The organism is Chitinophaga sp., assembly GCF_039596455.1.
Lineage (GTDB): Bacteria > Bacteroidota > Bacteroidia > Chitinophagales > Chitinophagaceae > Chitinophaga.
The window spans coordinates 21990-45579 of sequence record NZ_JBCNJR010000005.1 but is presented as its reverse complement, the minus strand read 5'-3'; the positions used below and the strand labels follow the sequence as shown (position 1 = coordinate 45579).

At 53.1% G+C, this 23590-nt stretch carries 16 protein-coding genes; 6 read left to right on the top strand and 10 right to left on the bottom strand.

Translation table 11 applies throughout. The annotated features are described in order from the left end of the window. Positions 1-40: 40 nt before the first annotated feature. The gene (gene ychF, locus ABDW36_RS16465) at positions 41-1144 is read right to left on the bottom strand and encodes a redox-regulated ATPase YchF (RefSeq protein ID WP_343703021.1); all 1104 of its coding nucleotides are present in this window, start codon (positions 1142-1144) and stop codon (positions 41-43) included. A 168-nt stretch (positions 1145-1312) separates the two neighbouring features. On the opposite strand from ychF, the gene ABDW36_RS16460 reads away from it, so the two are divergent. Together ABDW36_RS16460 and ABDW36_RS16455 are read left to right on the top strand one after the other, a co-directional pair. Further along, positions 1313-2545, top strand: a complete 1233-nt coding sequence (locus tag ABDW36_RS16460) for a nucleoside recognition domain-containing protein (RefSeq protein ID WP_343703020.1) — start codon at positions 1313-1315, stop codon at positions 2543-2545. 10 nt (positions 2546-2555) lie between these two features. Further along, entirely contained in the window at positions 2556-3821 is a 1266-nt protein-coding gene (locus ABDW36_RS16455) for a putative sulfate exporter family transporter (protein ID WP_343703019.1), read from the top strand. Between the two features lie 66 nt (positions 3822-3887). On the opposite strand, the gene ABDW36_RS16450 is transcribed toward ABDW36_RS16455, so the two are convergent. Beyond that, entirely contained in the window at positions 3888-4187 is a 300-nt protein-coding gene (locus ABDW36_RS16450; RefSeq protein ID WP_343703018.1) for a thiamine-binding protein, read from the bottom strand. A gap of 6 nt (positions 4188-4193) precedes the next feature. Then, positions 4194-5717 (bottom strand): bifunctional GNAT family N-acetyltransferase/carbon-nitrogen hydrolase family protein, encoded by a 1524-nt coding sequence (locus ABDW36_RS16445; RefSeq protein WP_343703017.1) that lies wholly within the window; start codon positions 5715-5717, stop codon positions 4194-4196. Positions 5718-5848: 131 nt separating this feature from the next. Here ABDW36_RS16445 and ABDW36_RS16440 point away from each other — a divergent pair, with 131 nt between their 5' ends. Then, positions 5849-6994: a hypothetical protein gene (locus ABDW36_RS16440; protein ID WP_343703016.1), complete on the top strand. Its 1146-nt coding sequence runs from the start codon at positions 5849-5851 to the stop codon at positions 6992-6994. Between the two features lie 60 nt (positions 6995-7054). On the opposite strand, the gene ABDW36_RS16435 is transcribed toward ABDW36_RS16440, so the two are convergent. The 7 genes from ABDW36_RS16435 to ABDW36_RS16405 are packed head-to-tail and all read right to left on the bottom strand — an operon-like array spanning position 7055 to position 13785. Further along, positions 7055-7864: an FkbM family methyltransferase gene (locus tag ABDW36_RS16435; RefSeq protein WP_343703015.1), complete on the bottom strand. Its 810-nt coding sequence runs from the start codon at positions 7862-7864 to the stop codon at positions 7055-7057. Between the two features lie 12 nt (positions 7865-7876). Continuing rightward, positions 7877-9088 carry a glycosyltransferase family 2 protein gene (locus tag ABDW36_RS16430; protein WP_343703014.1) on the bottom strand — a complete coding sequence of 404 codons (1212 nt, stop codon included), beginning with the start codon at positions 9086-9088 and terminating at the stop codon, positions 7877-7879. After that, the gene (locus ABDW36_RS16425; RefSeq protein ID WP_343703013.1) at positions 9085-10230 is read right to left on the bottom strand and encodes a glycosyltransferase family 4 protein; all 1146 of its coding nucleotides are present in this window, start codon (positions 10228-10230) and stop codon (positions 9085-9087) included. The genes ABDW36_RS16430 and ABDW36_RS16425 overlap by 4 nt, the downstream gene beginning before the upstream one ends. Further along, the gene (locus tag ABDW36_RS16420; RefSeq protein WP_343703012.1) at positions 10230-11252 is read right to left on the bottom strand and encodes an NAD-dependent epimerase/dehydratase family protein; all 1023 of its coding nucleotides are present in this window, start codon (positions 11250-11252) and stop codon (positions 10230-10232) included. The genes ABDW36_RS16425 and ABDW36_RS16420 overlap by 1 nt, the downstream gene beginning before the upstream one ends. A gap of 12 nt (positions 11253-11264) precedes the next feature. After that, positions 11265-12173, bottom strand: coding sequence for a glycosyltransferase family 2 protein (locus ABDW36_RS16415; RefSeq protein WP_343703011.1), 909 nt, complete (start codon positions 12171-12173; stop codon positions 11265-11267). Between the two features lie 43 nt (positions 12174-12216). Beyond that, a complete protein-coding gene (locus ABDW36_RS16410) occupies positions 12217-13359 on the bottom strand; it encodes a sugar transferase (RefSeq protein WP_343703010.1) in 1143 nt (380 codons plus the stop codon). A 45-nt stretch (positions 13360-13404) separates the two neighbouring features. Next, a complete protein-coding gene (locus ABDW36_RS16405) occupies positions 13405-13785 on the bottom strand; it encodes a response regulator (RefSeq protein WP_343703009.1) in 381 nt (126 codons plus the stop codon). A 480-nt stretch (positions 13786-14265) separates the two neighbouring features. On the opposite strand from ABDW36_RS16405, the gene ABDW36_RS16400 reads away from it, so the two are divergent. From ABDW36_RS16400 to ABDW36_RS16390, 3 genes are all read left to right on the top strand, one after another. Then, positions 14266-15429, top strand: a complete 1164-nt coding sequence (locus tag ABDW36_RS16400) for a glycosyltransferase family 2 protein (RefSeq protein WP_343703008.1) — start codon at positions 14266-14268, stop codon at positions 15427-15429. Positions 15430-15453: 24 nt separating this feature from the next. Then, the gene (locus ABDW36_RS16395; protein WP_343703007.1) at positions 15454-16212 is read left to right on the top strand and encodes a class I SAM-dependent methyltransferase; all 759 of its coding nucleotides are present in this window, start codon (positions 15454-15456) and stop codon (positions 16210-16212) included. A 486-nt stretch (positions 16213-16698) separates the two neighbouring features. Further along, complete coding sequence (locus ABDW36_RS16390; protein ID WP_343703006.1) at positions 16699-23502, top strand: fibronectin type III domain-containing protein; 6804 nt, start codon at positions 16699-16701, stop codon at positions 23500-23502. The last annotated feature ends 88 nt before the right edge of the window (positions 23503-23590 follow it).

Below are 23590 nucleotides of genomic sequence, written 5' to 3'. Positions count from 1 at the left end.
TTTGTTGTAACCCTCATGATCGCTCATGGGTATCTTTGGTCTATACGTTGAAGCGGAAATGCATCACATCCCCGTCGTTCACAACGTACTCTTTGCCTTCAATGCGTAAGCGGCCGTTATCGCGGGCAGCGGCTTCGGAGCCGTATTTCACGTAATCTTCGTAAGAGATCACTTCCGCCTTGATAAAGCCTTTTTCAAAATCCGTATGGATCACGCTGGCAGCCTGCGGCGCTTTCCAGCCCTGGTGAATGGTCCATGCGCGCACTTCCTGCACGCCGGCCGTAAAATAAGTGATGAGGTCCAGCAGCTTGTAAGTAGAGCGGATCAGGCGGTTCAGGCCAGGCTCCGTCAGGCCGTATTCGGAGAAAAACAGCTCTTTGTCTGCCGGGTCTTCCATTTCCGTGATCTGCGCTTCAATGGAGTTGTTCATTACTATCACCTCTGCCTTTTCGGCCTTCACGGCCTCTTTCAGCGCTTCAGAGAATTTATTGCCGGTCAGCAGGGACGCTTCGTCTACGTTAGCCACGTACAGCACGGGTTTTTCCGTAAGCAGGAAGAGGTCTGCAATAGCATTGCGCTCTTCTTTGCCCAGGTCCAGCTCGCGGATGTTCTTGCCTTTCTCCAGGTGCTCCTTGCAGCGTTTCAGCACTTCAAACTCGGCTTTGGCCTTCGGGTCGCCGCCGGTTTTGGCCATCTTTTCCGTACGGGCAATCTTCTTCTCCACGCTCTCCAGGTCTTTCAGCTGCAGTTCGGTATCAATGATCTCCTTGTCCCCTACAGGGTTAATAGCCCCTTCTTCACGGAGAATGTTATCGTCTTCAAAACAGCGGATCACGTGCACGATGGCGTCTACTTCGCGGATGTTGGCCAGGAACTTGTTGCCCAGGCCCTCCCCTTTGCTGGCGCCTTTCACCAGGCCGGCAATGTCTACGAACTCTATGGTGGTAGGCACCGTGCGGTTCGGCTTCACCAGCTCTTCCAGTTTGGAGATGCGCTCGTCAGGAACGTCTACCAGGCCTACGTTGGGCTCAATGGTGCAAAAGCGGTAGTTGCTCGCCTGCGCTTTGGCACTGTTGGAAACTGCGTTAAACAAGGTTGATTTCCCCACGTTCGGTAATCCTACTATTCCTGCTTGTAAAGCCATTTTTTCAAAAATTTGCGCAAAGATAACACATTCTCCTTTATGATTTGTCAATCAGGGGTTACGAATTATTGCTTTTTGTTATTTAATTATTTATTTATTTCGTCAGTTATTCCTTATTTTCCGCCGTTATTCCCTATTTTGTTCCGCAATAATTTGTAACAGACTGCTATGGCGTTAAATTATGTTTGGATAGCCTTTTTTGTGATAGGGTTTCTGGTGGCGCTCTACCGGCTCATTTTTGAGGGAGACACGGAAATCTTCGGGAAAATGATGACGGGCACTTTCGAGAACGGGAAAACGGCCGCCGAAATAGCCATCGGGCTTACCGGGGTGATGACCTTCTGGCTGGGCATCATGAAAATAGGCGAAAAGGCGGGTGTGATAGAAAAGCTGGCGCAATGGGTGAACCCGCTGTTTTCCAGGCTCTTTCCCGGCATACCCAAAAAGAACCCCGCCATGGGCTCCATTGTGATGAACTTTTCCGCCAATGCCCTGGGGCTTGACAATGCGGCCACGCCCATAGGCCTGAAGGCCATGAAAGAGCTGCAGGACATCAACCCTGATAAAGACACGGCCAGCAACTCGCAGATCATGTTCCTGGTGCTGAACACGGCCGGCATCACCATCATTCCCACCGCCGTAATGGCCGTACGCCTCTCTATGGGCGCAGCCAACCCCGCAGATATTTTTATACCCACCATGCTGGGCACCTTTATTTCTTTCATATCCGGCATTGTGGCCGTGGCCGTGGTGCAGCGCATCAACCTCTTCCGCCTGCCCGTGCTGGTGTTTGTAGGCGGCTTTTTGCTGCTCATGTTCGGCATCTACACCTGGATGCACAATATGCCGACCGACCGGATCGCGGCCTATACCGCCACAGTGGGCGGCGTGCTGATATTTGCCGTGCTGCTGGCCTTCATACTGATGGGCGTAAAAAAGAAGATCAACGTGTACGAAACCTTTATAGACGGCGCCAAGGAAGGTTTCACCACCGCCGTGATGATCATTCCTTACCTGGTGGGCATCCTGGTGGCCATCGGCGTGTTCAGGATAACGGGCTGCCTGAATTTTATTACAGACGGCATTGCCGCCGTTGTGGCCGCGCTGGGCATGAATACAGACTTTGTGCCCGCCCTGCCGGTGGGCATTATGAAAACCTTCAGCGGCGGCGGCGCCAGGGGCCTGATGGTGGAAGTGATGCAAACCTATGGGCCAGACTCCTTCCAGGGGCGCATGGCCTGCATTCTGCAAGGCTCTACAGAAACTACTTTTTATGTACTGGCCGTGTACTTCGGCTCCGTGAACATCAAAAAAACAAGACATGCCCTTGCCTGCGGCCTGGTGGCCGATGTTGTAGGCGTGGTAGCGGCCATTCTGATAGGATATTTCTTTTTTCACTAACCATTAACTGATGCAAGAACGAAAACCATTACATGAAGACTGGATTGCCGTGATACTGGCCTTTGCCAGTATTGTGCTGATCCTGCTGGGCCTGCACCCCGCCATGCCCAAATTTTCCTGGAGCAGCGGCAGCGAGCTGCTGGAGCAGTTGGGCAGCGCCGGCAACTTTACCCGCATGGGCGGCCTCTTTATCTGGGTGCTGGGCAGCCTCGTCATTGCCTTCCTGCTGGGCGGCAAAAAAGTAACCGCCGGTTTGGCCACGGGCCTGCTGGCCATTATGGTCATTTCCATGTTTGCGCAGGTGATCACCGGCAATACCTGGGTGCGTGACCTGGGTATTGAAATTGTGCTCTTCAGCCTGCTGCTGGGCCTTTTTATCAGCAACGTAACCGGCCTGCCGGAATGGATCAAACCCGTGCTGCAAACGGAGCTGTTCATTAAAACCGGCCTGGTGATGCTGGGCGCGGGCATTATTTTCCAGGAAATACTGAAAGGCGGCGGACTGGGCGTTTTACAATCCGTAGTGGTGGTGTTCACCGTATGGTACACCACTTTCTGGCTGTGTAAAAAATTCGGGCTGGACGATGAGTTCCGGATGATGATCTCCAGCGCGGTGAGCATCTGCGGCGTATCTGCCGCCATTGCCACTTCCGGCGCCATTGAAGGAGACAATAAAAAGCTCAGCCACGTGATCTCCCTGGTGCTGATAGTGGCCATCCCCATGATGATATTCATGCCTTACATTGCCCGGTGGATGGACATGTCTCCCGAAGTGGCCGGCGCCTGGCTGGGCGGCACCATAGATACTTCCGGGGCGGTAGTGGCCGCGGGTACCATGCTGGGGGAAGAAGCGCTGAAATACGCTACGCTGGTGAAGTTTTCGCAAAACGTGCTGCTGGGCGTGGCCGCGTTCTTTATCTCCATCTGGTGGACGTACTCCAAAAAGGAGACCAACCAGCCCAAACCCGGCCTGCGCACCATCTGGGACCGCTTTCCCAAATTTGTGCTGGGCTTCATCCTGGTATCGCTCATCTTCTCCTTTGTTTTATCTCCCGACACGGTAAAAGCGGTGAAAGGCAGCATCAAAGACCTGCAAACCTGCTTCTTTGCGCTGGCCTTTGCCTGCATAGGCCTGGAAACCCGGTTCACGGATATTTTCAAGATGGAAAACGGCCGGCCTGCCATGGCATTCATTATTGCGCAGGTATTCAATATACTGGTTACGCTGGCCATGGCTTACCTGGTATTTGGCGGCGTGCTGTTCAGCAAACCGTAACGGTACGTCACATCAATAAAAAACCTCTCCGGTATGGCCGGAGAGGTTATTTTTTTCAGGCTGTTATCAACCGTCGTACTTGCCCGTTTTGTCTTCAATGGTCACGTCTGCATGCTGGTTGTTCTGTATTTTCAGGTATACCAGCAGCTGCCCCGCCCCTGCTTTGAAACACACTTCCTGCGCGCGTTTCACAATATCCATCAGCTCATCGTACCGCCCTTCCATAACGGTCTCGAAAGGGCATACCCGGTACTTTACGCCGGAGGCCTGGATAACGGCAATGGCCTCGTCCACCACGGCGTACACTTTGTCTGAGGCTACCTGCGGCACTATCTGCAAGGCCAGGTTCACGGTATGTTGATGCATGGTCTGTTACTTTTTTTTGAGTATCACTTCGTATAAATCTGTGCGAAGATCTTTCAGGTTTTGCACACTTCCAAATGCATGCAGCTCTTTGAGCAGCACCAGGTCTACGTCTGCCACTACTATCATTTCCGTGTTGGGCGTGGCGTCTGCCTTGATGCCGGTTACGGGAAAAGCAAAGTCTGAAGGCGTGAGCACGGCAGACTGCGCATATTGCAGGTCCATGTTGTTCACTTGCGGCAGGTTGCCCACGCAGCCGGCAATGGCCACATAACATTCGTTTTCGATGGCGCGGGCCTGGGCGCAGAAACGCACGCGGTTGTAGCCGTTCTGCGTATCCGTCAGGAAGGGCACAAACAGTATCTGCACGCCCTGCTGCGCCAGTATGCGCGTCAGTTCGGGGAATTCCACATCGTAGCAGATCAGGATGCCCACCTTGCCCGCGTCCGTATCGAACACGCGCACTTCGTTGCCGCCCTTCATGCCCCAGGAATACACCTCACTGGGCGTGGGGTGTATCTTTTTGAAAGACTCGTACGTACCGTCCCTGCGGCAGAGGTAGGAAATATTGTACAGCAGCTCGTCTTCCACAATAGGCATGCTGCCGGTAATGATGTTGACGTTGTAAGACACGGCCATTTTTGAAAAGGCCTCCCGCAGCTCTTCCGTGTATTTGGCCAGCCCGCGGATGGCCGCGGCCGGGTCCAGCTGGTTGAACTCCATCATGAGCGGGGCGTTGAAAAACTCCGGGAACACTACAAAGTCCGCCTCATAATCACTCACCGCATCCACAAAAAACTCCACCTGCTGCAATAGCCCGGCAATGCCGGCGTAGCTGCGCATCTGCCATTGCACCAGGCCTATGCGCACGGTTGACTTGTTGTAGCGGATGGTATCCCGGTCTTTTTCGTAATAGATATTGAACCACTGCAGCAGCGTGGCAAAGCCTTTAGACGCCGCATCGTTGGGCAGGTAGTTCCGCAATATCTTCTTTACAATAAAATCGTTAGAGAACTGGAAGGTGAGCGTAGGGTCATAGATCTCCTTGTCACGCACCTTCTCGATGTACTCCCGCGGGCTCATTTCCCCGGCGTACTTTTCGTAATTGGGAATGCGCCCCCCGGCCACAATGCCTTCCAGGTTCAGGTGCTCGCAGAGGGCCTTGCGGGCATCGTACAGGCGGCGGGCCAGGCGGCGGCCCCGATACTCAGGGTTGACGAACACTTCTATGCCGTACAGCGTGTCTCCCTTCGGGTTATGGGTATTGAACGTATAATAACCGGTGATCTGCTCGTAGGTATGATCGTCCCCGAACTTTTCATAGTCCACAATGATAGACAGGGCGCAGCCCACCACCTTGCCGTTAACGGCCACGGCTATCTGCCCTTCGGGAAAAAGGCTCGTCAGCCGCTGAATGGTGCCCTCCCGCCAGTAGCTGCCCGGCATGTCTGCATAGGCGCTCAGCATGGACTCTTTCAGGTCACGGTAGTCTTCCGCCGTCAGCTGGCGCACTTCTATTGTTTCTTCTGCCATATTGATATTCTTTGCGTGTAAGGAAAGTTAAGGAATATTCCGTTTTGGCAGGAAAAAGACTATTTTTGTGCGCCGGTGCCATCATCCTTTACCGAAAAACCGCAATTGATCATTACTAAAGTCAAGACCTCATGTTTCAACGGTTAAAGGACGCCTGCCGCGGCCCCTGGTACAAAAAAGCCATCATTCTGGTTAGCCTCCTGCTGGCTTCTTTTTATCCCATTTACAAGAATTATTATTATGCCCGCGGTACGCAGCAATACGAGCGTCATATCCGGTTCATGGAGGGCAATTCGGAATTTTTCAACCCCTGGCAATACCGCGTGCTGTGCCCCCTGCTGATAGAGTCCGCCAAATGGGCGTATGATCACAGCATAGACAAGCTGATACCCGCAGAAACCGTCATACATTTCGACGATAAAAAAGCGGCAGATGAAACGGCCGTTTTCCAGTCGCAGCTCAATAACAAGGAAACCTTCATTTACCTGCTGATCTTCATTGCCTTCCGGCTGGCGCTGCATGCGGCCATTTATGCGCTGGGGTTTGCACTGTTTGCCTGCTTTACGCGCAGCAACTGGCTGATAGGTTTTACCCTGCTGTTCGTTTCTTTCTGCATGGGCAATGGCGCGCACAACAGCGATCTGTCTTTTAATACCTACATGGACCTGGTGCTGTTCCTCTGGATGGCCTGCGTGATACTCTACCGGAAAAACGACTGGTGGATATTGCCTATTACCATACTGGGCGCCCTCAACCGGGAAACGGCGCTGCTCATACCCGGCCTTTATTTCCTGGCCGCGGCGGTGATGCGCCCGGAAGGGAAACCGCTCTTCGGCTGGCCATGGCTGCGCATACCCGCCCCGCGCGTGTGGACGGTTACGCTGGCCAGCCTGGCCGTGTTCTTCGCCATTTTCCTGGCCATCCGCAACTACTACGGCTTCCGGCCGCCAGATCTCGTGTCTGTTCACCAGGTGCCGCTGGGGCTGCGGCTGCTGAAGCTCAACCTGCTCAGCGGCCAGGCGGTGAAAACCTATTTTGAAATATACGGCGTGCTGGGCATGCTGCCCCTCACCGCCCTGCTCAGCTTCCGGTACAACTCCATATTGCTGAGAATATGGGCGCTGCCGCTGGTGCCCGTGTGGCTGGGCGTTCACCTCATTGGCTCCATGGCGGCGGAAAGCCGGTACTACCTCATTCCCCTCATGCTGGTGCTGCTGCCCATGCTGCTGGAAATGATTGAACGGGAGTATAACAAACGCCTTGCACAACCTGCATAAAAAAAGGGCTGCACGGAGAACCCGGCAGCCCTGCGATCTGTAATACACCAGGGGGGCTGGTTATTTCTTTGCCGGCCCTTTTTTCGTAGCCAGCATATTTACTTCGTCCAGCAGGCGGAACTCAAAGTCTCCGTACTCCTGCAGCTTTTCGGCAATTTCATTGTTGCCTGAAAAGGTATGTTCATAAATTATTTCGATGTGGGGATGGCTGGTAATGAACTCCCGGCTGCCTTCCAGCATTTCCAGCTCCATGCCTTCAATGTCCAGCTTCATCACAATGCGGTCTTCCGGGGCAACACTGGCGCCGGCCATCATTTTGTCCAGCGTGGAGATCTGTATCTTGTTCCGGCCCTTGCCGCTCCGGTCTATAGTGCTGGAGCTGGTCACTACCGTTTTTACGTCAAAGCTCACTACTTCTTCCTTGCTGCCAAGGCCGCAGGGAAAGAGGGTTACATATTGCGCTACGTTGTTGAGGTCTATATTGGTTTCGCAAGCCTGGTGGTTCACCGGCTCAAAGGCGAAACACCTGATCTTGTGAGCGCCCAGCCATACGCAGTACTCCCCGATGCAGGCGCCTACGTCTATGAACACGTCTATTTTGCCGAGGTTTTGTTTGATGTAGTCATGCACTTCCTTTTCATACGCATAGTTGATGAACTGGAAATCGTTAGTGCCGGGGCGCAAAAAGAAGGTGCCGAACTGAGAGCGGCTGGTCCAGGGGCGTTTGGGGGGCTTGTTGAATACCAGGTAGCGGCAGGCTGCCTGGATAGACTTCCAGTCGGAGTACCTGGCGTATTCCCAGAAATAGCTGATGTACTTCTGATATTTTCCTACGTTCCTCAGGGAAGGATAATATGCGTTGTCTTTCATTGTAAAATCAGTTTAGTGTCCGGTGCGTTTTAATAAATCTTCTATATACACCACCTGTGTGTTTTCAGTTTTGAGGTAGGTTTTACTTGCTTTTTTGATGCGCAGCAGCGCCCGTGCCTGGTAGTACATGAACACAGGCAGGTACAGCAGCGCTTTTACGATGGCTGTGCCGTGGCTCATCACTCTCACAATGGCAAAGAAGGTGATGATGAACAGGGCAATGATGGCCGCCCATACCAGCGCCCCGCCGGTAAAGAGGCTGATGGCCAGGCAAATGAAGGCCGCGCCCAGCTGCAGCAGCAGCGGCGGCCGCATCAGCTGCAGGCCAAAGAATACGAGGTTGAAATTGAAGGTGCGCAGGCCTTTCCACAACACGTCCCAGGCGTAGCGGAAGTATTTGAAATAGGCATGCAGCCAGCGGGTGCGTTGTTTCTCCAGCGCCTCGCCGCTCTCTATTTTCTCGTCATACACCACCGCTTCTTCCGCATAGGCCAGTACCGGCACGCGTGTTACAATATCCGCCTGCACCTTTTTATCAAAGCCGCCCAGGAAGTTGTTGTACACCACGGAGCGGTACAGCGCCGTTTCAATGGCAATACCCAGGCCCCAGATGTGGGCAGACATGCCCAGCTCCATGCGCATGCGCCGGTCTACAAAATTGTAGTACAGGTTGCCCGCCGCGTCCAGCCTTGACATGAGGCTATCCGTGTTTTTAGGCAGCATGTTGGTTTGCACGGCGCGATAGCCCAGGTTGAAGTAAGTGTTGAGCACGGCCAGGTAATCAGGCCGCACCAGGTTGTCCGTATCAAAAATGATCAGCGCGTCATGCGCTTCCACGAAGTTGTTAATGGCGAAGTCTATAGACTTTATTTTGGCGTTGAGCGCAGCGGGCGGCTGCAGCACTATCACGTTGGGATCATTGAACTGCACGTCTACCCGGTCGCAGGCATCCGCCACCACGTATACCTTGAAGTTGCGGTATGTTTGCCGCAGCAGGGAATCTACCAGCGGCGGCACCAGCTGCAGGCTTTTGTGGGCCGTAATGATGGCCGCAAAGCTGTATTCCTTTTCCTGCGGTTTGGCCGCGGCTTTGGCGTAGGGCGAGGCTTGCAGGCCCAGCAGCCGTTTGATGCCGTACACCAGCAGGAAGAAGGTAGGCAGCAGCAGGTAGAAGGCCAATGCCGCCTGTATGGTCCAGAATATGAGGTGTAAAACTGTTGTCATGCTAGTACCTTGTTTTTAGCGGTCCAGATGTCTGCATATACCTGCTCCACCTGGCGGGCCATGCCCTCCACGTTGAAGCCGTTGCGTACCGTTTCCAGCGCTGCCTGCTGCAATATGCCGCGCAGGGCCGCATTATTGGCCAGCGTAGTAATGGCTGACGCCAGCTCGTTTTTATTGCCGGGGGTAATCATCCACCCGTTTTCCTGGTGGCGGATGATCTCTTTGGAGCCGTCTACCCGCGTTACGATCACGGCGTTCTCCATGGCCATGGCCTCCAGCAGCCCTATCGGCAAGCCTTCCCAGAGGGAGGGCAGGCAATAGATGTCTGTAGCGGCCAGCAGCTCCGGTACATCCTGCCGGAAGGGCTGGAATATTACCTGCCCGGCAATACCCAGCTGCTCTGCCAGTTGCCGCGCTTCAGCGGCCAGCTCACCCTCCCCTACCATCAGCAGCGTAATTTGCTGCCGGCTTTCCAGCACCCGCGCAAAAGCGCGCAGCATGGTGAGCGGGTCTTTCTGTGCCGTCATCCGTGCAATGAAACCAACCAGTATATGTTCTTCCGGAATGCCCAGCTCCTGCCGGATGTTGCTCTGCACTGCGGTGGTGCTGAACTTGCGGAGGTCTATGCCGTTGTTGATCACCGTAGCGCGGAAGTTGCGGAAATGCGCCCTGCCCGTCTGGAAGTTGGAAGCGCTCACGGCAATGTTCCTTTGCATGTTGGCCGTGAGAAAACGTTCAGACATCACACGCGCCCACTTTATGGGAAAAGACTGGTCGTCATGAAAAGACCAGCCGTGAATGGTGTACAGCATGGGTATTTTCAGTGACCGCGCCGGGAAAAAGAGGTTGCTGGCCGCCCTTGACCCGTGCGCATGCACCATGTCAATATTTTTCTCTACCAGCAGGGCCTTCACTTTTTTCCACTGCCCCAGGTCAAATGCCTTGAGGGAGGGTATCACATAATGCTCCACCCCCATTTTACGCAGCTGCTCAATCATGGGCCCGCCCGTGAAAGACAGCACCACAGGCTCATAACGGCTGCGGTCCAGCTGCCCTACCAGGCTCAGCACATGCGTTTCCCCGCCGCCAATAAGACCCTGGCGGATGGTTTGCAGTACGCGTATTTTCCTTTGCGGCAACATTATGCGGGTGTAGCGGCAGTTTCGGCCTTGGGAGCCCAGCCCTGCGGTAATTTTTCTGTTATCTCGATGTTGTCGAATTCCTTGCTCTGGCGGGCGCCTACTCTTTGCGCCCATTTGGCCATGCGTTCAATGCCTTCCGCCAGGGTTACGCCTGAGCCGCTGCCGAACACGCCATGCGCCTTGGTATGGTCTGAATAGGCGTGCATCACCTCGTTGCGGGCCTGCAGGTAGTTAATGTCAGGCGTAACGCCGAAGCAGCTGCATACCACCTTTGCCAGCTCGTTCACGGTGTAAGGCTTGTCTGCCCCGATGTTGAACACCTGGTTGTAAGCGGCGGGCAGGTTAACGGATTGGGCTATGGGAATGGCCACGTCGTCTATATAGCTGAAGGCGCGGGTCTGCTCCCCGTCACCGAACACGGTGAGCTGTTTGCCCTGCATGATCTGGTTCATGAAAATGCCTATCACGTTGCGGTACTTGTCCCCAATATTCTGGTTTTCGCCGTACACGTTGTGCGGGCGGAACACCACGTAATTCAGGCCAAACATTTCATGGGCTGCCTTCAGGTCAAGCTCTACCGCGTATTTGGACACGCCGTAGGGATCTTCCGGGGTGGGGATCATATCTTCCCGCATGGGCAGCTGCCCTGCGCCGTATACCGCAATGGAAGAGGTGAACACAAAACATTTCACCTTGTATTTTACCGCCTCATTGATGAGGTTGATGGAACCTATCAGGTTGTTGTTATAGTTGAACCGGCGGATGAAGTGGGAAAGGCCTTCGGCCGCGTAAGCCGCCAGGTGGTAAACATAATCGAATTTGTACTCTGCAAACAGGCTGCTCACCAGCTGCTCATCTGTTACGGAACCCTGTACAAACACCGCACCGGCGGGAATATGGTCTTCAAAACCACCGCTCAAGTCGTCCAGCACCACTACTTCATGCCCCATGTTCAGGCAATGGCTCACCACATGGGAACCGATGAATCCGGCGCCGCCGGTAACGAGAGATCTTATTTTCATGTTGATGTTTTTTTAGATAGTTGAATAACTTGAATTGGTCACGTTCCAGAACGTACCTTTCAGAAAAGACTTCAGGTGCTCAAACTGCCCTTTCACCGTGTATTTCAGTACAGATTTGGGGAAGGTGAAAAAGGTGAAGAAGAGCAGGAAGCTGGTCAGCTGCAGCTTGTTGGTATTGCGGCGCATGTACAGAATACGGTTGCGCGTATGGTAGTACGCCTTGATGGCGCTCTCCTTGCCCATGGTGATAGACTCCTTGTGGTAGATCAGGCCCTTGCCGGTATAATAAATGGTGTAACCGGCGCGGATGATGCGGGCAGACCAGTCAGACTCTTCATAATATATAAAGAACTTGTCTGCGAACATGCCTACGTTCTCGATTACTTCCCTTTTTACCATCATGGCGGCGCCATGTGCGCAATGGGTGGGGCCTTCGCCGTCATACTGCCCTTTGTCTTCTTCCCGGCTGCCTACGGCGCCTGTTCTCCCGGTCAGCAGGTTCATTTTATGGAAACCGGCGTACTGGATAACATTGGGATGGTGAAAGAAACGGATCTTGGGGCATACCACGCCAATCTTCCCGTCTTTGTAAAAAGGTTCCAGCAGGCGCTCTATCAGGTCTGGCGTTACTTCCGTATCGTTATTCACAATAAAGATGAAATCGCCTTTGGCATGCTGCATGCCCAGGTTGTTGCCGCCGGTAAAGCCCAGGTTCTTTTCGCTCAGCAGAATTTTCAGGTTGGGGTAATTACCTGCGTTCATCTGTGCCGTAGGGTTTACGGTTGAGCCGTTATCCACTACAATTGTTTCAAAGTTCCGGTAGGTTAACAATTTGGTGGACTCCAGGAATTCGCAGGTAACGTTGGTCTGATTGTAGTTCAATGCAATGATCGATACCAGCGGTTGCAAGTGTGGTTCCATTGTGTTCAGTAGTATTCAGTGTGTTAGTAAAATTCTCTGTATCCTATACGTTCTCTTTTTGGATCAGTGCGCCAGGCGTATTGGCAAGAATACGCATGTCGTAAAAAAATGAGTGTTTTTTGGCGTAATCTATGTCCAGTCCTATTCTCTCATCCACGCTCATATCTTTCTTCCCTCTCTTTTTCACCTGCCACAGCCCGGTAATGCCGGCGGGGGCAATGAACCTTTCCGCGTAGCGGTCTGTGGTGAGCGTAGCCGCTTCGTACAGCGGCAGCGGCCGGTTGCCCACCAGGGACATGTCTCCTTTGAGCACGTTGATCAGCTGGGGAATCTCGTCCAGGCTGGTATTTCTTAAAAAGGCGCCTATTTTAGTCACCCTCGGATCGTTGGAGAGCTTGAAAAACACGGCGCCGTTTTTGTCGTCTTTATTGTCATACTGGTTCAGGTGCTGCAGCTCCTTCACTTTCTTGTCTGCATCTGCCACCATTGTCCTGAACTTGTAGAATTTGAATATCTGGTAACGTTTGCCGGCCCTTGGCGCTACATAGAACACGGAGCCTTTAGACTCCAGCCTGATGGCCGCGGCAATGATGAGGAAAAGCGGGCTGAGCGCCACCAGCAGGCTGCCGGCTACGGCAATGTCAAAACCGCGTTTGGCAACGCGGCCGGTTAAACGGAATACGTCCTGCACATTAACACGGCGGCCGGCCTCCTCGGCGGCGGCCAGCTGTTTCACTTTTTGTGCAAAAGACAATTTGTTGCTGAAAGCTTCAAAAGTGGTAGACGCGGTAACGATACCGTCTATGCCGCCGGTAGTGGCCAGCCTGTCTTTATCCGCCTTGTCAAATTTCTTTTTGTATACAAACAATGGTACTTTGCTCAGTGTTTTGCTGCTGTGTACATACTCCACAAAAGGTTTGAAAATGTCCGCGTGCTCATCCATGTTAAAAACGATGAACCCCGGCAGCTCCCTGGCCTGCAACTGGCGGCGCAGCACTCTCTTCACACCCGCAATGCCATCTGTGGTAATGGCCAGCACGCCCGTTTTCAGTAAAATATGATCGTACGCGTCGCTCCCGCCAATGGATAAATTGTAAGATACCTTGTGGGCCGCGGGCATGGTAATGACGCGTGATCGCGCTTTTTCCTTGGTAACAGGTAAACTTTGAGACAAATTGTACATCATAATTTCAGGGCTTTACAAATTCGGCAATAAGATGTTGTATTCGGTTTATGCAGTCAGCATCCTGGCCGACAATTGCATGTTCTTATCAATGGTTGACATCAGATTAACGGGGTCAAAGGGTTTCCTGATGAAGTCTACGATCTTGTTGGCGGCGCTCTCCTGGGGAGCTTCCACGCCAGACAGCACAATCACAGGTACATCGTTATACAGCTCATTGGCGCTTAAATGATCAATGAGCTCCCAACCGTCTATATTAGGCATCTGAATATCTGTTACGATCATATCGGGCTTATTTCCCTTGGCAAGCCAGAGCATGGCACTGTAGCCATCTGTAGCAGATACCACTTTGTATTTTCTGCTCAGGAAAGTTTCCAGTAAAAACCTGATCGGCTCGCTATCGTCTATTATAAGTATTGTCTTTTTCATTTGAACTTTTTAACGTTAACCACTTAATCGATTCTTACATAAGGATGCAGGTCAAAATCTGGATGCAGGAGCGGCGTATGGCAAAAACATTCCGCCTCAAGCATGACGACTTTCGGTTCCAAGGGTTAAGGTTAAAAATATTCAGGTCAGAAATTCAAAGGAGATGGTTCAGTTGTATGGTATGAGCTCTAAAATTAGAGAGAAATATTGATCTGAGCAAATTATTTATAATAAGAGCCAAAACATCAATAAATCTTCAAATCTTGCGTAAAACTATAATAATAATCATTCTGTAATATCTAAAATTGGTAAATGGCCTGTTTTTCTTGGTAAACGGTTTGAATCAGGAAGTAAATGATCACTTTTTTTTGTTTCGCGTATAGTACGGGCATACTGGTAATTAAATTGTTTTATAAGTTTGCTTTTCAAAATACCCCCAAGGCCCTGCCGTACTATATGGAAGCATTGATAATAATATTCTTGTGCAGTTTCTTCATCTTGTTCTACAGTTATGCCGGATACGGGCTGCTGGCCTGGTTGATGGTGAAGCTCAAACGTTGGCTGTTCCCTCCAAAGGCTTTGCCCGCGCAGGAGCTGCCGCCCGTCACCCTGCTTATAGCCGCTTACAATGAGGCCGGTTTTATAGAACAAAAGATACACAACACGCTGCAGCTGGATTACCCTGCGGAAAAGCTGCAGGTAATGATCGTAACAGACGGCTCTGCAGACGGCACGCCGGATATCATACGCCGCTACCCTTCTATTATATTGTTGCATGAACCGGAACGCAGCGGGAAAACCGCCGCCATTAACCGGGCCATGCTGCAGGTAAGCACGCCCATTGTTGTTTTCTGCGATGCCAATACCCTGCTCAATAAAGCCGCCATCCGCAACCTGGTAAAACATTATGATGATCCGCATACCGGCGGCGTGGCCGGGGAAAAGAAAGTGGTGGCCGGCGGAGAAGACGGGGCGGCGGGCATGGAAGGCGTGTACTGGAAATATGAATCCGCTCTCAAAAAGCTGGACGCGGCGCTGTACAGCGTGGTAGGCGCAGCGGGAGAACTGTTTTCCATCCGCACCGCCCTCTTCAGGCCGGTAGAGCCGGAAGTGGTGCTGGACGATTTTATTATTTCCCTCCGTATCAATATGGCCGGCTACCGCATTGCCTATGCGCCAGACGCCTACGCTATGGAAGCGCCTTCTTTCTCTATAACGGAAGAGCATAAACGCAAAGTGCGCATCAGCGCCGGCGGCTTCCAGTCTATTGTTATGCTGAAGCCGCTGCTGAATATATTCAGATATCCCCTGCTGTCTTTCCAGTATATTTCTCACCGCGTACTGCGGTGGACGCTTTGCCCCCTCTGCCTGCCGCTGCTGCTGCTGAGCAACACCGCGCTGGTGGTCATGGGCGCAGGCCCCTGGTTTACCGCCTTCCTGGCTGCTCAGCTGCTTTTCTACGGACTGGCGGCCATCGGGTATGTGCTGGCCAACCGTTCCGTCAGGGTCAAAATATTTTATATACCTTTCTATTTTCTTTTCATGAACGTGGCCATCTTTGAGGGTTTTTTCCGGTACATCAGGAAGCGGCAGTCCGCAGCCTGGGAAAGGTCTTCCCGCAGCATGGCCACCGTATCTTCCTGATTCATATTATTATACTATACAACAATGAGTACCGTAAAGAACCTTCTGAAAAAAACAGCGCTCCCGGTGTACCTCCGCCTGCGGGGCATGTATTATCAAGGCAATAAAGTAGAATGCCCCGTTTGTAAAGGCAAATACGCCCGCTTCCTGGAAGTAGGCTACAACCGCCGCCCCGCCCAGTGCCCCCGCTGCCGCTCCAATGAACGAGACAGAACTTTCTGGCTCTTCCTGGAAAAACATCCGGATTTCCTGTTCCCCGGCGTGAAAATGCTGCACGTGGCCCCGGAAGAGATCTATTACAAGCGCTTCCGCAAAGACCCCTCCATACAATACACCGCGGGAGACAAGTTTATAGACGAGTACGAGAACACTTACCCGGAAGATACCATTTACCTGGACCTCACGGACATGAGCAACATCCCTGACAATACCTACGATGTGATACTCTGCAGCCATGTACTGAGCTGCATACCGGACGATGCCCAGGCTTTCCGGGAAATGCGCCGCGTGCTGAAACCCGGCGGAAAGGCCATCATACAGGTGCCCGTGCGGGAAGACCTGCCCGTTACCCATGAAGATCTGACCATCAAAGACCCCCAGGAAAGGATCAGGCTCTTCGGAGACCCCAATTACGTGCGTTTCTACGGCCGTGACTATGAGCAGCGGCTGCAGGCCCAGGGCTTCAAGACCCACTTCATCAGGGTGAGCGATATGCTGGGCAAAGAGGAAATTGAACGCTACGGGCTGGTAGGCACAGATGAAATACAGCTTTGCAGCAAATGATACAAACAGCTTTGTACCTGCCCAGCAGGTACAAACAAATAAGCAGGAATTTTAATTAGACCAATTTATTTATATAAATATTTATACCGGAAATTTCTATACGTTCACACTGTAAACCGGTCAATTCACCGGGTATTTTATAGATTTTACGAATTTTTTGTGAGCGTGTTAGTTTTTTCTTTATATCTTGCACCAGGTTTTTTCCAGGTTAGTATATATACAAGATACCTGACCAGTAAGTAAGCCATTAGCACCGAATTACATTTACGAAGGAAAAAGCTGATACAATTTTTACCATCTCCTATCTCAAGCCACTGGTTATTTACAGTATTGTTTAAGGCTGCGTTTGCACGCTACACCCCAGTAAATCACCTGATATTTTTAACCACCCATCCTGCGGAAAATCTGCGTAATGTGCTGAATGCATACGATGTAAGTAGGCTATGATACCTCTTATACATTATTACCGGATTTCAACTACGATCTATGAATAAATTTTACACGCTGTTATTATCCTTCCTCTTCGTGATAGGATTTGGTTCTGCACAGGCCCAGACAGGTATATTGGACCCCAGTGATCCGATTGTGGAATACAACCCCTCCTCCCCTCCTGCTGTACCTAACTGGGGCATTCTCTCCAAATGGGTAAGGACCAACCGGCTGAGCTGGAATTCAACTTCCTACAAAGCCTACTACTACAAAGGCGTTCATTTCCGGCTGAAGTTCCCCAAATCTTACCAGCACGGTGTGAATGACGGCAAAAAGTATCCCCTCATCATCTTCTGGCATGGCATCGGCGAAAAAGGCACCGTGTATGATAACGAATATTCCCTGCTGCATGGTGGTGAGCTGCACCGCAACGCGGTAGACAACGGCCAGTTTGACGGCTTCCTGCTCTACCCGCAAAACATTGGCGGCTATTTTGGTAACGTACAGTTTGACGCTGTGCGTGATCTTATTTATGAGCACCTGGTGCCTGAAGTGAAGGTAGACCAGTTCCGTATTACAGAAGGCGGCCTCTCCGGCGGCGGCGGCGCCACCTGGGAATTTATGATACGCCACCCCAAGGTGGTGGCGGCAGCTACCCCCATCAGCGCTTCCAACGCAGCGCTCACCAACAGCCTGCAAACATGGAAGTTCATTCCCGTATGGCTGTTCCAGGGCGGCAGTGACGTAAACCCTTACCCCGCATCTTCACAAGGTGTATATAACGCGGCCATGGGTGTGGGCGCAAACATGCGGTACAGCGAATACGCCGGCTTCGGCCACGGCTGCTGGTACCAGGCATGGGGCGAAGCGGATTATTTCCCCTTTGCCAACCGCGCGCACAAAGCCAACCCCTGGCCTTTGTTCGGCAGAACAGAATTTTGCCCCGGAGACCCCATCAATGTAACACTGGGCGTAACCGCGGGCTTTGATCAATATGAATGGCGGAAAGACGGCGTAGTAATACCCGGCGCCACCAGCAACACGCTTACCGTAACGTCCATCGGCACGTACGATATGCGTTTGAGGGACGGCTCCACCTGGTCTCCCTGGTCTCCCATACCGGTGCAGATCAAGATCAAGGCGCCTACCGTAAGCCCCAACATCACCCTGGCAGGCCTCTCCAGCAAAGTGCTCCCCGCGCTTGACGGGAAAGACAGCGTAGTGCTGCAGGTACCCGCCGGTTATACCTCTTACCTCTGGAAAAAAGCTACTGACGGCATTACCCTGGGCACCCAGCGTACCTTTACCGCTAAAGATTCCGGTTTGTACGTAGTGAAAGTGACCGAACAGTTCGGTTGCTCCAGCGAGTTCTCCGTTCCTTTCAAAGTGGTGAAAGCCACCGGCATACCCGCTCCGCCGCCGGCCAGCAGCCTGCAGGCAAAAGCCACCTCGCAAACGCAGGTGCAGCTAGACTGGAGTGACAACCCCAACCCTGCCAACAACGAAACCGGCTTTGAAATATACCGGGGCGAAGCCGCGGGCGGCAGCTACAAGCTGATAGCCATCACCGCGCCCAACGCCACTACCTACACAGACAACGGGCTCAACCCCAACAAAACATACTATTACGTGGTAAGAGCGGTGAACGAGAACGGCGCCGCCCCTGCCAGCAATGAGGCCAGCGCTACCACGCAGCTGGATACCACGCCGCCCACCGCCCCCGGTGCGCTCACGGTAACCTCCAAATCACGCACCTCCGTAGGCCTGTCATGGACGGCCTCTACAGACAATGTAGGCGTGAACAAATACGACATTTACATCAACGGCAGCAAAGTGTATACCCTGCCCGGCACGCAGACGTCATTCAACTGTACCAACCTGGTGCCCCAGCAGTCTTACAACTTTGTAGTGAAAGCCAGGGACCTGACCGGCAACGTATCTCCGGCCAGCAACCAGGTACAGGCTACCGCGGTTATGAGCGGCCTCAATTACAAACACTATCATGGCTCCTTTGATGTGCTGCCTGACTTCAACACCCTTACCCCGGTAAAAACCGGCAATACCCCCACGGCAGACATCAGCGTGAGAACGCAGAACGATAACTTCGCTTTCCTCTGGGAAGGTTATATCAACATTCCCGTTACCGGCAACTATACGTTTGAAACGTACTCTGATGACGGCAGCAAGCTCTACATCGGTACCTACAGCCACACCGCTACCCCGGTAGTGAACAACGACGGGCTGCATGGCTCCGTTTACGCAGAAGGCACCAAATACCTCACGGCAGGCGTGTATCCTTTTGCGGCCACCTTCTTTGAAAAAGGCGGCGGAGAGGAAATGAAGATCTACTGGAAAAACACCGCCCATGGCGTAACCAGCCGGCAGGAAATACCCGCCAGCGCGTTCATGGAACAGGCGCCCCCGCTGGGAGCCAAACCTGCTGCGCCCACCAATATACTGGCTACGGCAGTGTCTTACAGCAAGATCAACCTGACCTGGAATGATAACAGCACCAACGAGACCGGTTTCGAAGTTTACCGCGCCACCAGCCTCTCAGGGCCGTTCCAGATCATCACCACCACCGGCGCCAACGCCGTGTCTTACGCAGACAGCCTGCTGCAGCCGGCCACTACCTATTACTACAAGGTACAGGCCATCAATAGCAACGGCAACTCCGGCTTTGCTGCCGCGGAAGCAGGCGGCCTGTCATACGGCTACTATGAGTTCTCGGACATTACCCAGCTGCCCAATTTCAACAGCCTCACCCCGGTGAAAACAGGCACGGTTGAGAACGTAACGCTGGATGTACGCAACAGGGAGAACAACTACGCCATCAAATTCAGCGGCTTCATTACCATCCCCACCGCAGGCACGTATACGTTCTATACGGCTTCTGACGATGGCAGCAAGCTCTATATCAACACCTTCAACTCCAACGGCCAGGTAGTGAATAATGACTACCTGCAGGGCACCACCGAACGGTCTGGCACCAAACAGCTGAACGCCGGTGTATACCCGATATATATCACCTTCTTCCAGCGTACAGGCGGCGCAGAACTGCGCGCCAGCTATGCTGGCCCGGGCATTGCCAAACAGCAGATACCCAATACAGCCCTCGCTAACCCGCGCATGTCAGCCACCACGCTTCCGCTGCCCCCGGCGCCGGCCGCTCCCTCTGCGCTGACCGCGGCCAACGTACAGGCTAACCAGATCACCCTGCAGTGGAATGACAATGATGCTACAGAAGCATTCTTCGAGATCTACCGCTCTGTGGGTGACAACAGCAACTTCAAGCTGCAGGATACCGTTGCTGCCGGCAACGGCGCCACCGCGGTATTTACAGACAAAGGCCTGTTCGCCAACGTGAACTACTTCTATAAAGTAAGGGCCGTGAACATTGGCGGCAACTCCGCGTTCAGCAACGAGATCACCGCGCTGACGCTGAACAACGCCCCAGTGCTGAACGATCAGCCGAACCGCTTCATGCGGTACGACGCCCAGCTCTCCGTACCCGTAATAGCTACGGATGCAGACGCAGAACAGATCACCCTCGCGGTGACCAACCTGCCTGCCTTCGGTACCTTTACAGATAACGGGGACGGTACAGGCACCATCCTGTTCAGCAACCCGGGCGTACAGGATACCTATAGCAACATCACCATCACTGCTACAGACCAGCATGGCGGCGTGGCCAGCAAAGTGTTCCAGCTCACGGTGAACGCTAACTACAAGCCCATACTCGGCGCCGTGTCTAACGCCACGCTCGCTGAAAACGCCACCGCGCAGATCAACCTGGCCGTAACTAACGATAACGGTACGGACGATCTTACCTGGACGTACACCAACCTGCCGTCTTTTGCTACGGTAGTATCTAACGGTAAAACTTCACAGGTTACCCTGCACCCCACTTTTGCAGACGCAGGTACTTACAACGTGACCGCAAAAGTGGCAGACAATATGGGTGGAGATGATACGAAGAGCTTCACCATTGTGGTGAACGATGTGAACCCGAACTTCTTTGTGTACGTGAACTTCAACGGCGCCGTATACGATGCGCCCGCGCCCTGGAACAACACCAAGAAGGCTGCCATGGCCCTGAACACTACCATTACCGATCTGAAAGATCATAACGGTAACAACACCGGCTACGGCATCAAGGTGATCACCCCCTGGAACCAGATCAACTACGGCAGCAACCTGTTCAACGGCGGTATGTATACCTACCAGAACTCCGGCGTGTTCCCTGACAACGTGATGGTAAGCTCCTTCTGGACCACCAGCGTGAAGCAGACCTTCCAGGTAACCGGGCTGAACCCGAACTACAAGTACAATTTCACCTTTACCGGCAGCCGCAACGCTACCGGCAATTATACGGCAGACTACAGCATTAACGGCACCACCGTGTCTCTCAATGCTTCCATGAACACTACCGGTTCCGTAACCATCCCCGGTGTGTCTCCGGATGCCAACGGCATTATTCCGGTAGACCTGCAGGCGCCCACCGGCTCTCTGGCAGCGCACATCAGCGGTATGAAGATAGAAGCCGTATTTGACGACGGTACCGCTCCGGTGAAACCCACCAACTTTGCGGCCCGCAATACCGCTTCCGGCATCAGGCTTTCCTGGAAAGACCTGGCCTACAACGAGACCAAGTATGAAATTTACCGGTCTACGTCAGAGAACGGCACTTACGAGCTGCTGAACCCCAGCGGTTTCAACGCTAACGACACCGCTTATACAGATGCCACTTCTTCCGCCAACGTACAATACTATTACACCATCCGCGGGGTGAACGCCGCAGGCGCATCCGGTTATACAGATACCATTGCCATCCTGGGCGAGAACAAACTGCCGGTGGTTAGCGCCATCAGCAACGTGAACCTGAAAACCGGGGACGTGCTGAACATTGCGCTGACTGCTACAGACAGCCCGGGTGAAACCCTCACCTTTACCACCACCGGCCTGCCGGCTTTTGCAACGCTCAACAATACGGGCAACGGCACCGGCAGCATAGACCTGGCGCCCACCAATACCAGCATCGGCAAATACACGGTAACGGTAACGGCTACAGACAGCTATGGCGGCAAAGGTTCTCAAACCTTCACCATCAGCGTAAGAGACAAGAACATCACCTCCATTTACGTGAACTGCAACGCGGTGAACCCTGAAGGCGCTCCGTGGAACAACTTCAACACCCACCCCATTGCAGGCCGCGCCATCACCAATATGCTGGATGAAACCGGCGCAGCCAGCGGTGTTACCATTACCCTGGTAGACGCTATGACCGGCTCCAGCATCTTCGGGCCCATCACCGGCGATAACTCCGGCGTATACCCTGACAACGTGATGAACACCCTGTACTTCGAACAGTCTACCACGCCCAAGCGCATCCGGCTGTCTGGTCTCTCTGCGGCCAAGAAGTACAACCTCGTGTTCTTCGGCAGCGAAGGCAACGTATCTGATAACAGGATGACCGTTTACACCGCAGGCGGCCAGTCTGTACAGCTGCAGGCGGCCAACAACACCACCAATACGGTGCAGCTGAACGGTCTTGTTGCAGACGGCAGCGGTAACATAGAGTTCACCGTAAGCAAAGGCGCCGGCGCCCTCTACGCTTACCTGAACGCACTGGTAATACAGTCTTACGTAGAAACCGCCACCCCGCTGGCCCCGGATAACCTGAAAGCCCAGGGCAAGTCAAGGACCTCCATCCAGCTGAACTGGAGCAACAAGGCCAGCAACGTGACCGGTATTGAAATTTACCGCGCCGCCACGCTCAACGGCACTTACAGCCTGGTAACCACCGTAGCGGCCAGCGCCACTTCTTACCTGGACAACAACAGGAGCGAGAACACCCGCTACTATTACAAGATCAGGGCGAAGAACGGCAGCAACTTCTCAGACTACTCCGCTACCGCCAGCGGCAGCACGTTGAGCCACTCTATTTACATCAACTTCAACGTGAACAACCCCGCCGGCGCGCCGTGGAACAACACCAACCAGCTGCCGAACGTAGGTCAGAACATAGGCCAGACGCTGGAAAACATGAAGGATGACATGGGCAACCCCGTAAGCACCATCATGTTCATACACCGCAACTTCACCGGTACCATTCCCAACGGTATGAACACCGGCAACAACTCCGGCATCTACCCGGATGCGGTAATGTCTGTTTGCTACTATGTAGACAAGGGAGATACCGCGGGCATCACCTTCTCCGGCCTCAACCAGTCGATGGCCTACTCCTTCATATTCTTTGCCAGCCGCCAGGGCGGTGGAGATAAAGTGATAGGCGCTTACACCATCAACGGTAAAACCGTAGAGCTGAACGGCCAGAACAACATCAGCGAAACCGTGCGGATAGACAACGTTGTTCCTGACCAAAACGGTGAGATACGCCTCAGCATCAACGCAGCGCCCTCGGGCCAGCTGGGCTACATCAACGGCCTTGTAATAGAAGCAGCTTCCAGGCCGCAGCCTGAAGGCGGCCAGCAGGGCACCCAGGGCATGATGATGGCAAGAAGCAGCGGCGCAGGCAGCAACACCAACGTGGCGCTGATAGACGATGAGGCCAAAACTGCAGGCACCGATCACATTACTATCGAGAACGCCTACCCGAACCCGGCTACTTCATTTATGAACGTGCTGGTGAAAAATGACGGTAAGCCTGAAAAAGTAGTAGTGAAGCTGTTCGATGCATCCGGCAGGATCATCATGGCCAAACCAGGCCTTGAACTGCCCACCGGCACACAACTGCTCCGCGTTGATTTCAACCCGGGCATACGGCCAGGCATCTACATCCTGCAGATCGCTACGCCAGACAATAGAAATGTGAAAGTGATCAAAGTGATCAAGCAATAACGTTAATCCGGCTACTAAAAAATCCGGTTCACGAACCGGATTTTTTAGGGCTTGTTAAGTTAAATTATTTTATACTTTAAAGAATCCT

Bases quoted from the DNA above. Each gene is read 5' to 3' on its own strand.
- ychF (WP_343703021.1), bottom strand. From the start codon at position 1,144: ATGGCTTTACAAGCAGGAATAGTAGGATTACCGAACGTGGGGAAATCA.
- ABDW36_RS16460 (WP_343703020.1), top strand. From the start codon at position 1,313: ATGGCGTTAAATTATGTTTGGATAGCCTTTTTTGTGATAGGGTTTCTG.
- ABDW36_RS16455 (WP_343703019.1), top strand. From the start codon at position 2,556: ATGCAAGAACGAAAACCATTACATGAAGACTGGATTGCCGTGATACTG.
- ABDW36_RS16450 (WP_343703018.1), bottom strand. From the start codon at position 4,187: ATGCATCAACATACCGTGAACCTGGCCTTGCAGATAGTGCCGCAGGTA.
- ABDW36_RS16445 (WP_343703017.1), bottom strand. From the start codon at position 5,717: ATGGCAGAAGAAACAATAGAAGTGCGCCAGCTGACGGCGGAAGACTAC.
- ABDW36_RS16440 (WP_343703016.1), top strand. From the start codon at position 5,849: ATGTTTCAACGGTTAAAGGACGCCTGCCGCGGCCCCTGGTACAAAAAA.
- ABDW36_RS16435 (WP_343703015.1), bottom strand. From the start codon at position 7,864: ATGAAAGACAACGCATATTATCCTTCCCTGAGGAACGTAGGAAAATAT.
- ABDW36_RS16430 (WP_343703014.1), bottom strand. From the start codon at position 9,088: ATGACAACAGTTTTACACCTCATATTCTGGACCATACAGGCGGCATTG.
- ABDW36_RS16425 (WP_343703013.1), bottom strand. From the start codon at position 10,230: ATGTTGCCGCAAAGGAAAATACGCGTACTGCAAACCATCCGCCAGGGT.
- ABDW36_RS16420 (WP_343703012.1), bottom strand. From the start codon at position 11,252: ATGAAAATAAGATCTCTCGTTACCGGCGGCGCCGGATTCATCGGTTCC.
- ABDW36_RS16415 (WP_343703011.1), bottom strand. From the start codon at position 12,173: ATGGAACCACACTTGCAACCGCTGGTATCGATCATTGCATTGAACTAC.
- ABDW36_RS16410 (WP_343703010.1), bottom strand. From the start codon at position 13,359: ATGATGTACAATTTGTCTCAAAGTTTACCTGTTACCAAGGAAAAAGCG.
- ABDW36_RS16405 (WP_343703009.1), bottom strand. From the start codon at position 13,785: ATGAAAAAGACAATACTTATAATAGACGATAGCGAGCCGATCAGGTTT.
- ABDW36_RS16395 (WP_343703007.1), top strand. From the start codon at position 15,454: ATGAGTACCGTAAAGAACCTTCTGAAAAAAACAGCGCTCCCGGTGTAC.
- ABDW36_RS16390 (WP_343703006.1), top strand. From the start codon at position 16,699: ATGAATAAATTTTACACGCTGTTATTATCCTTCCTCTTCGTGATAGGA.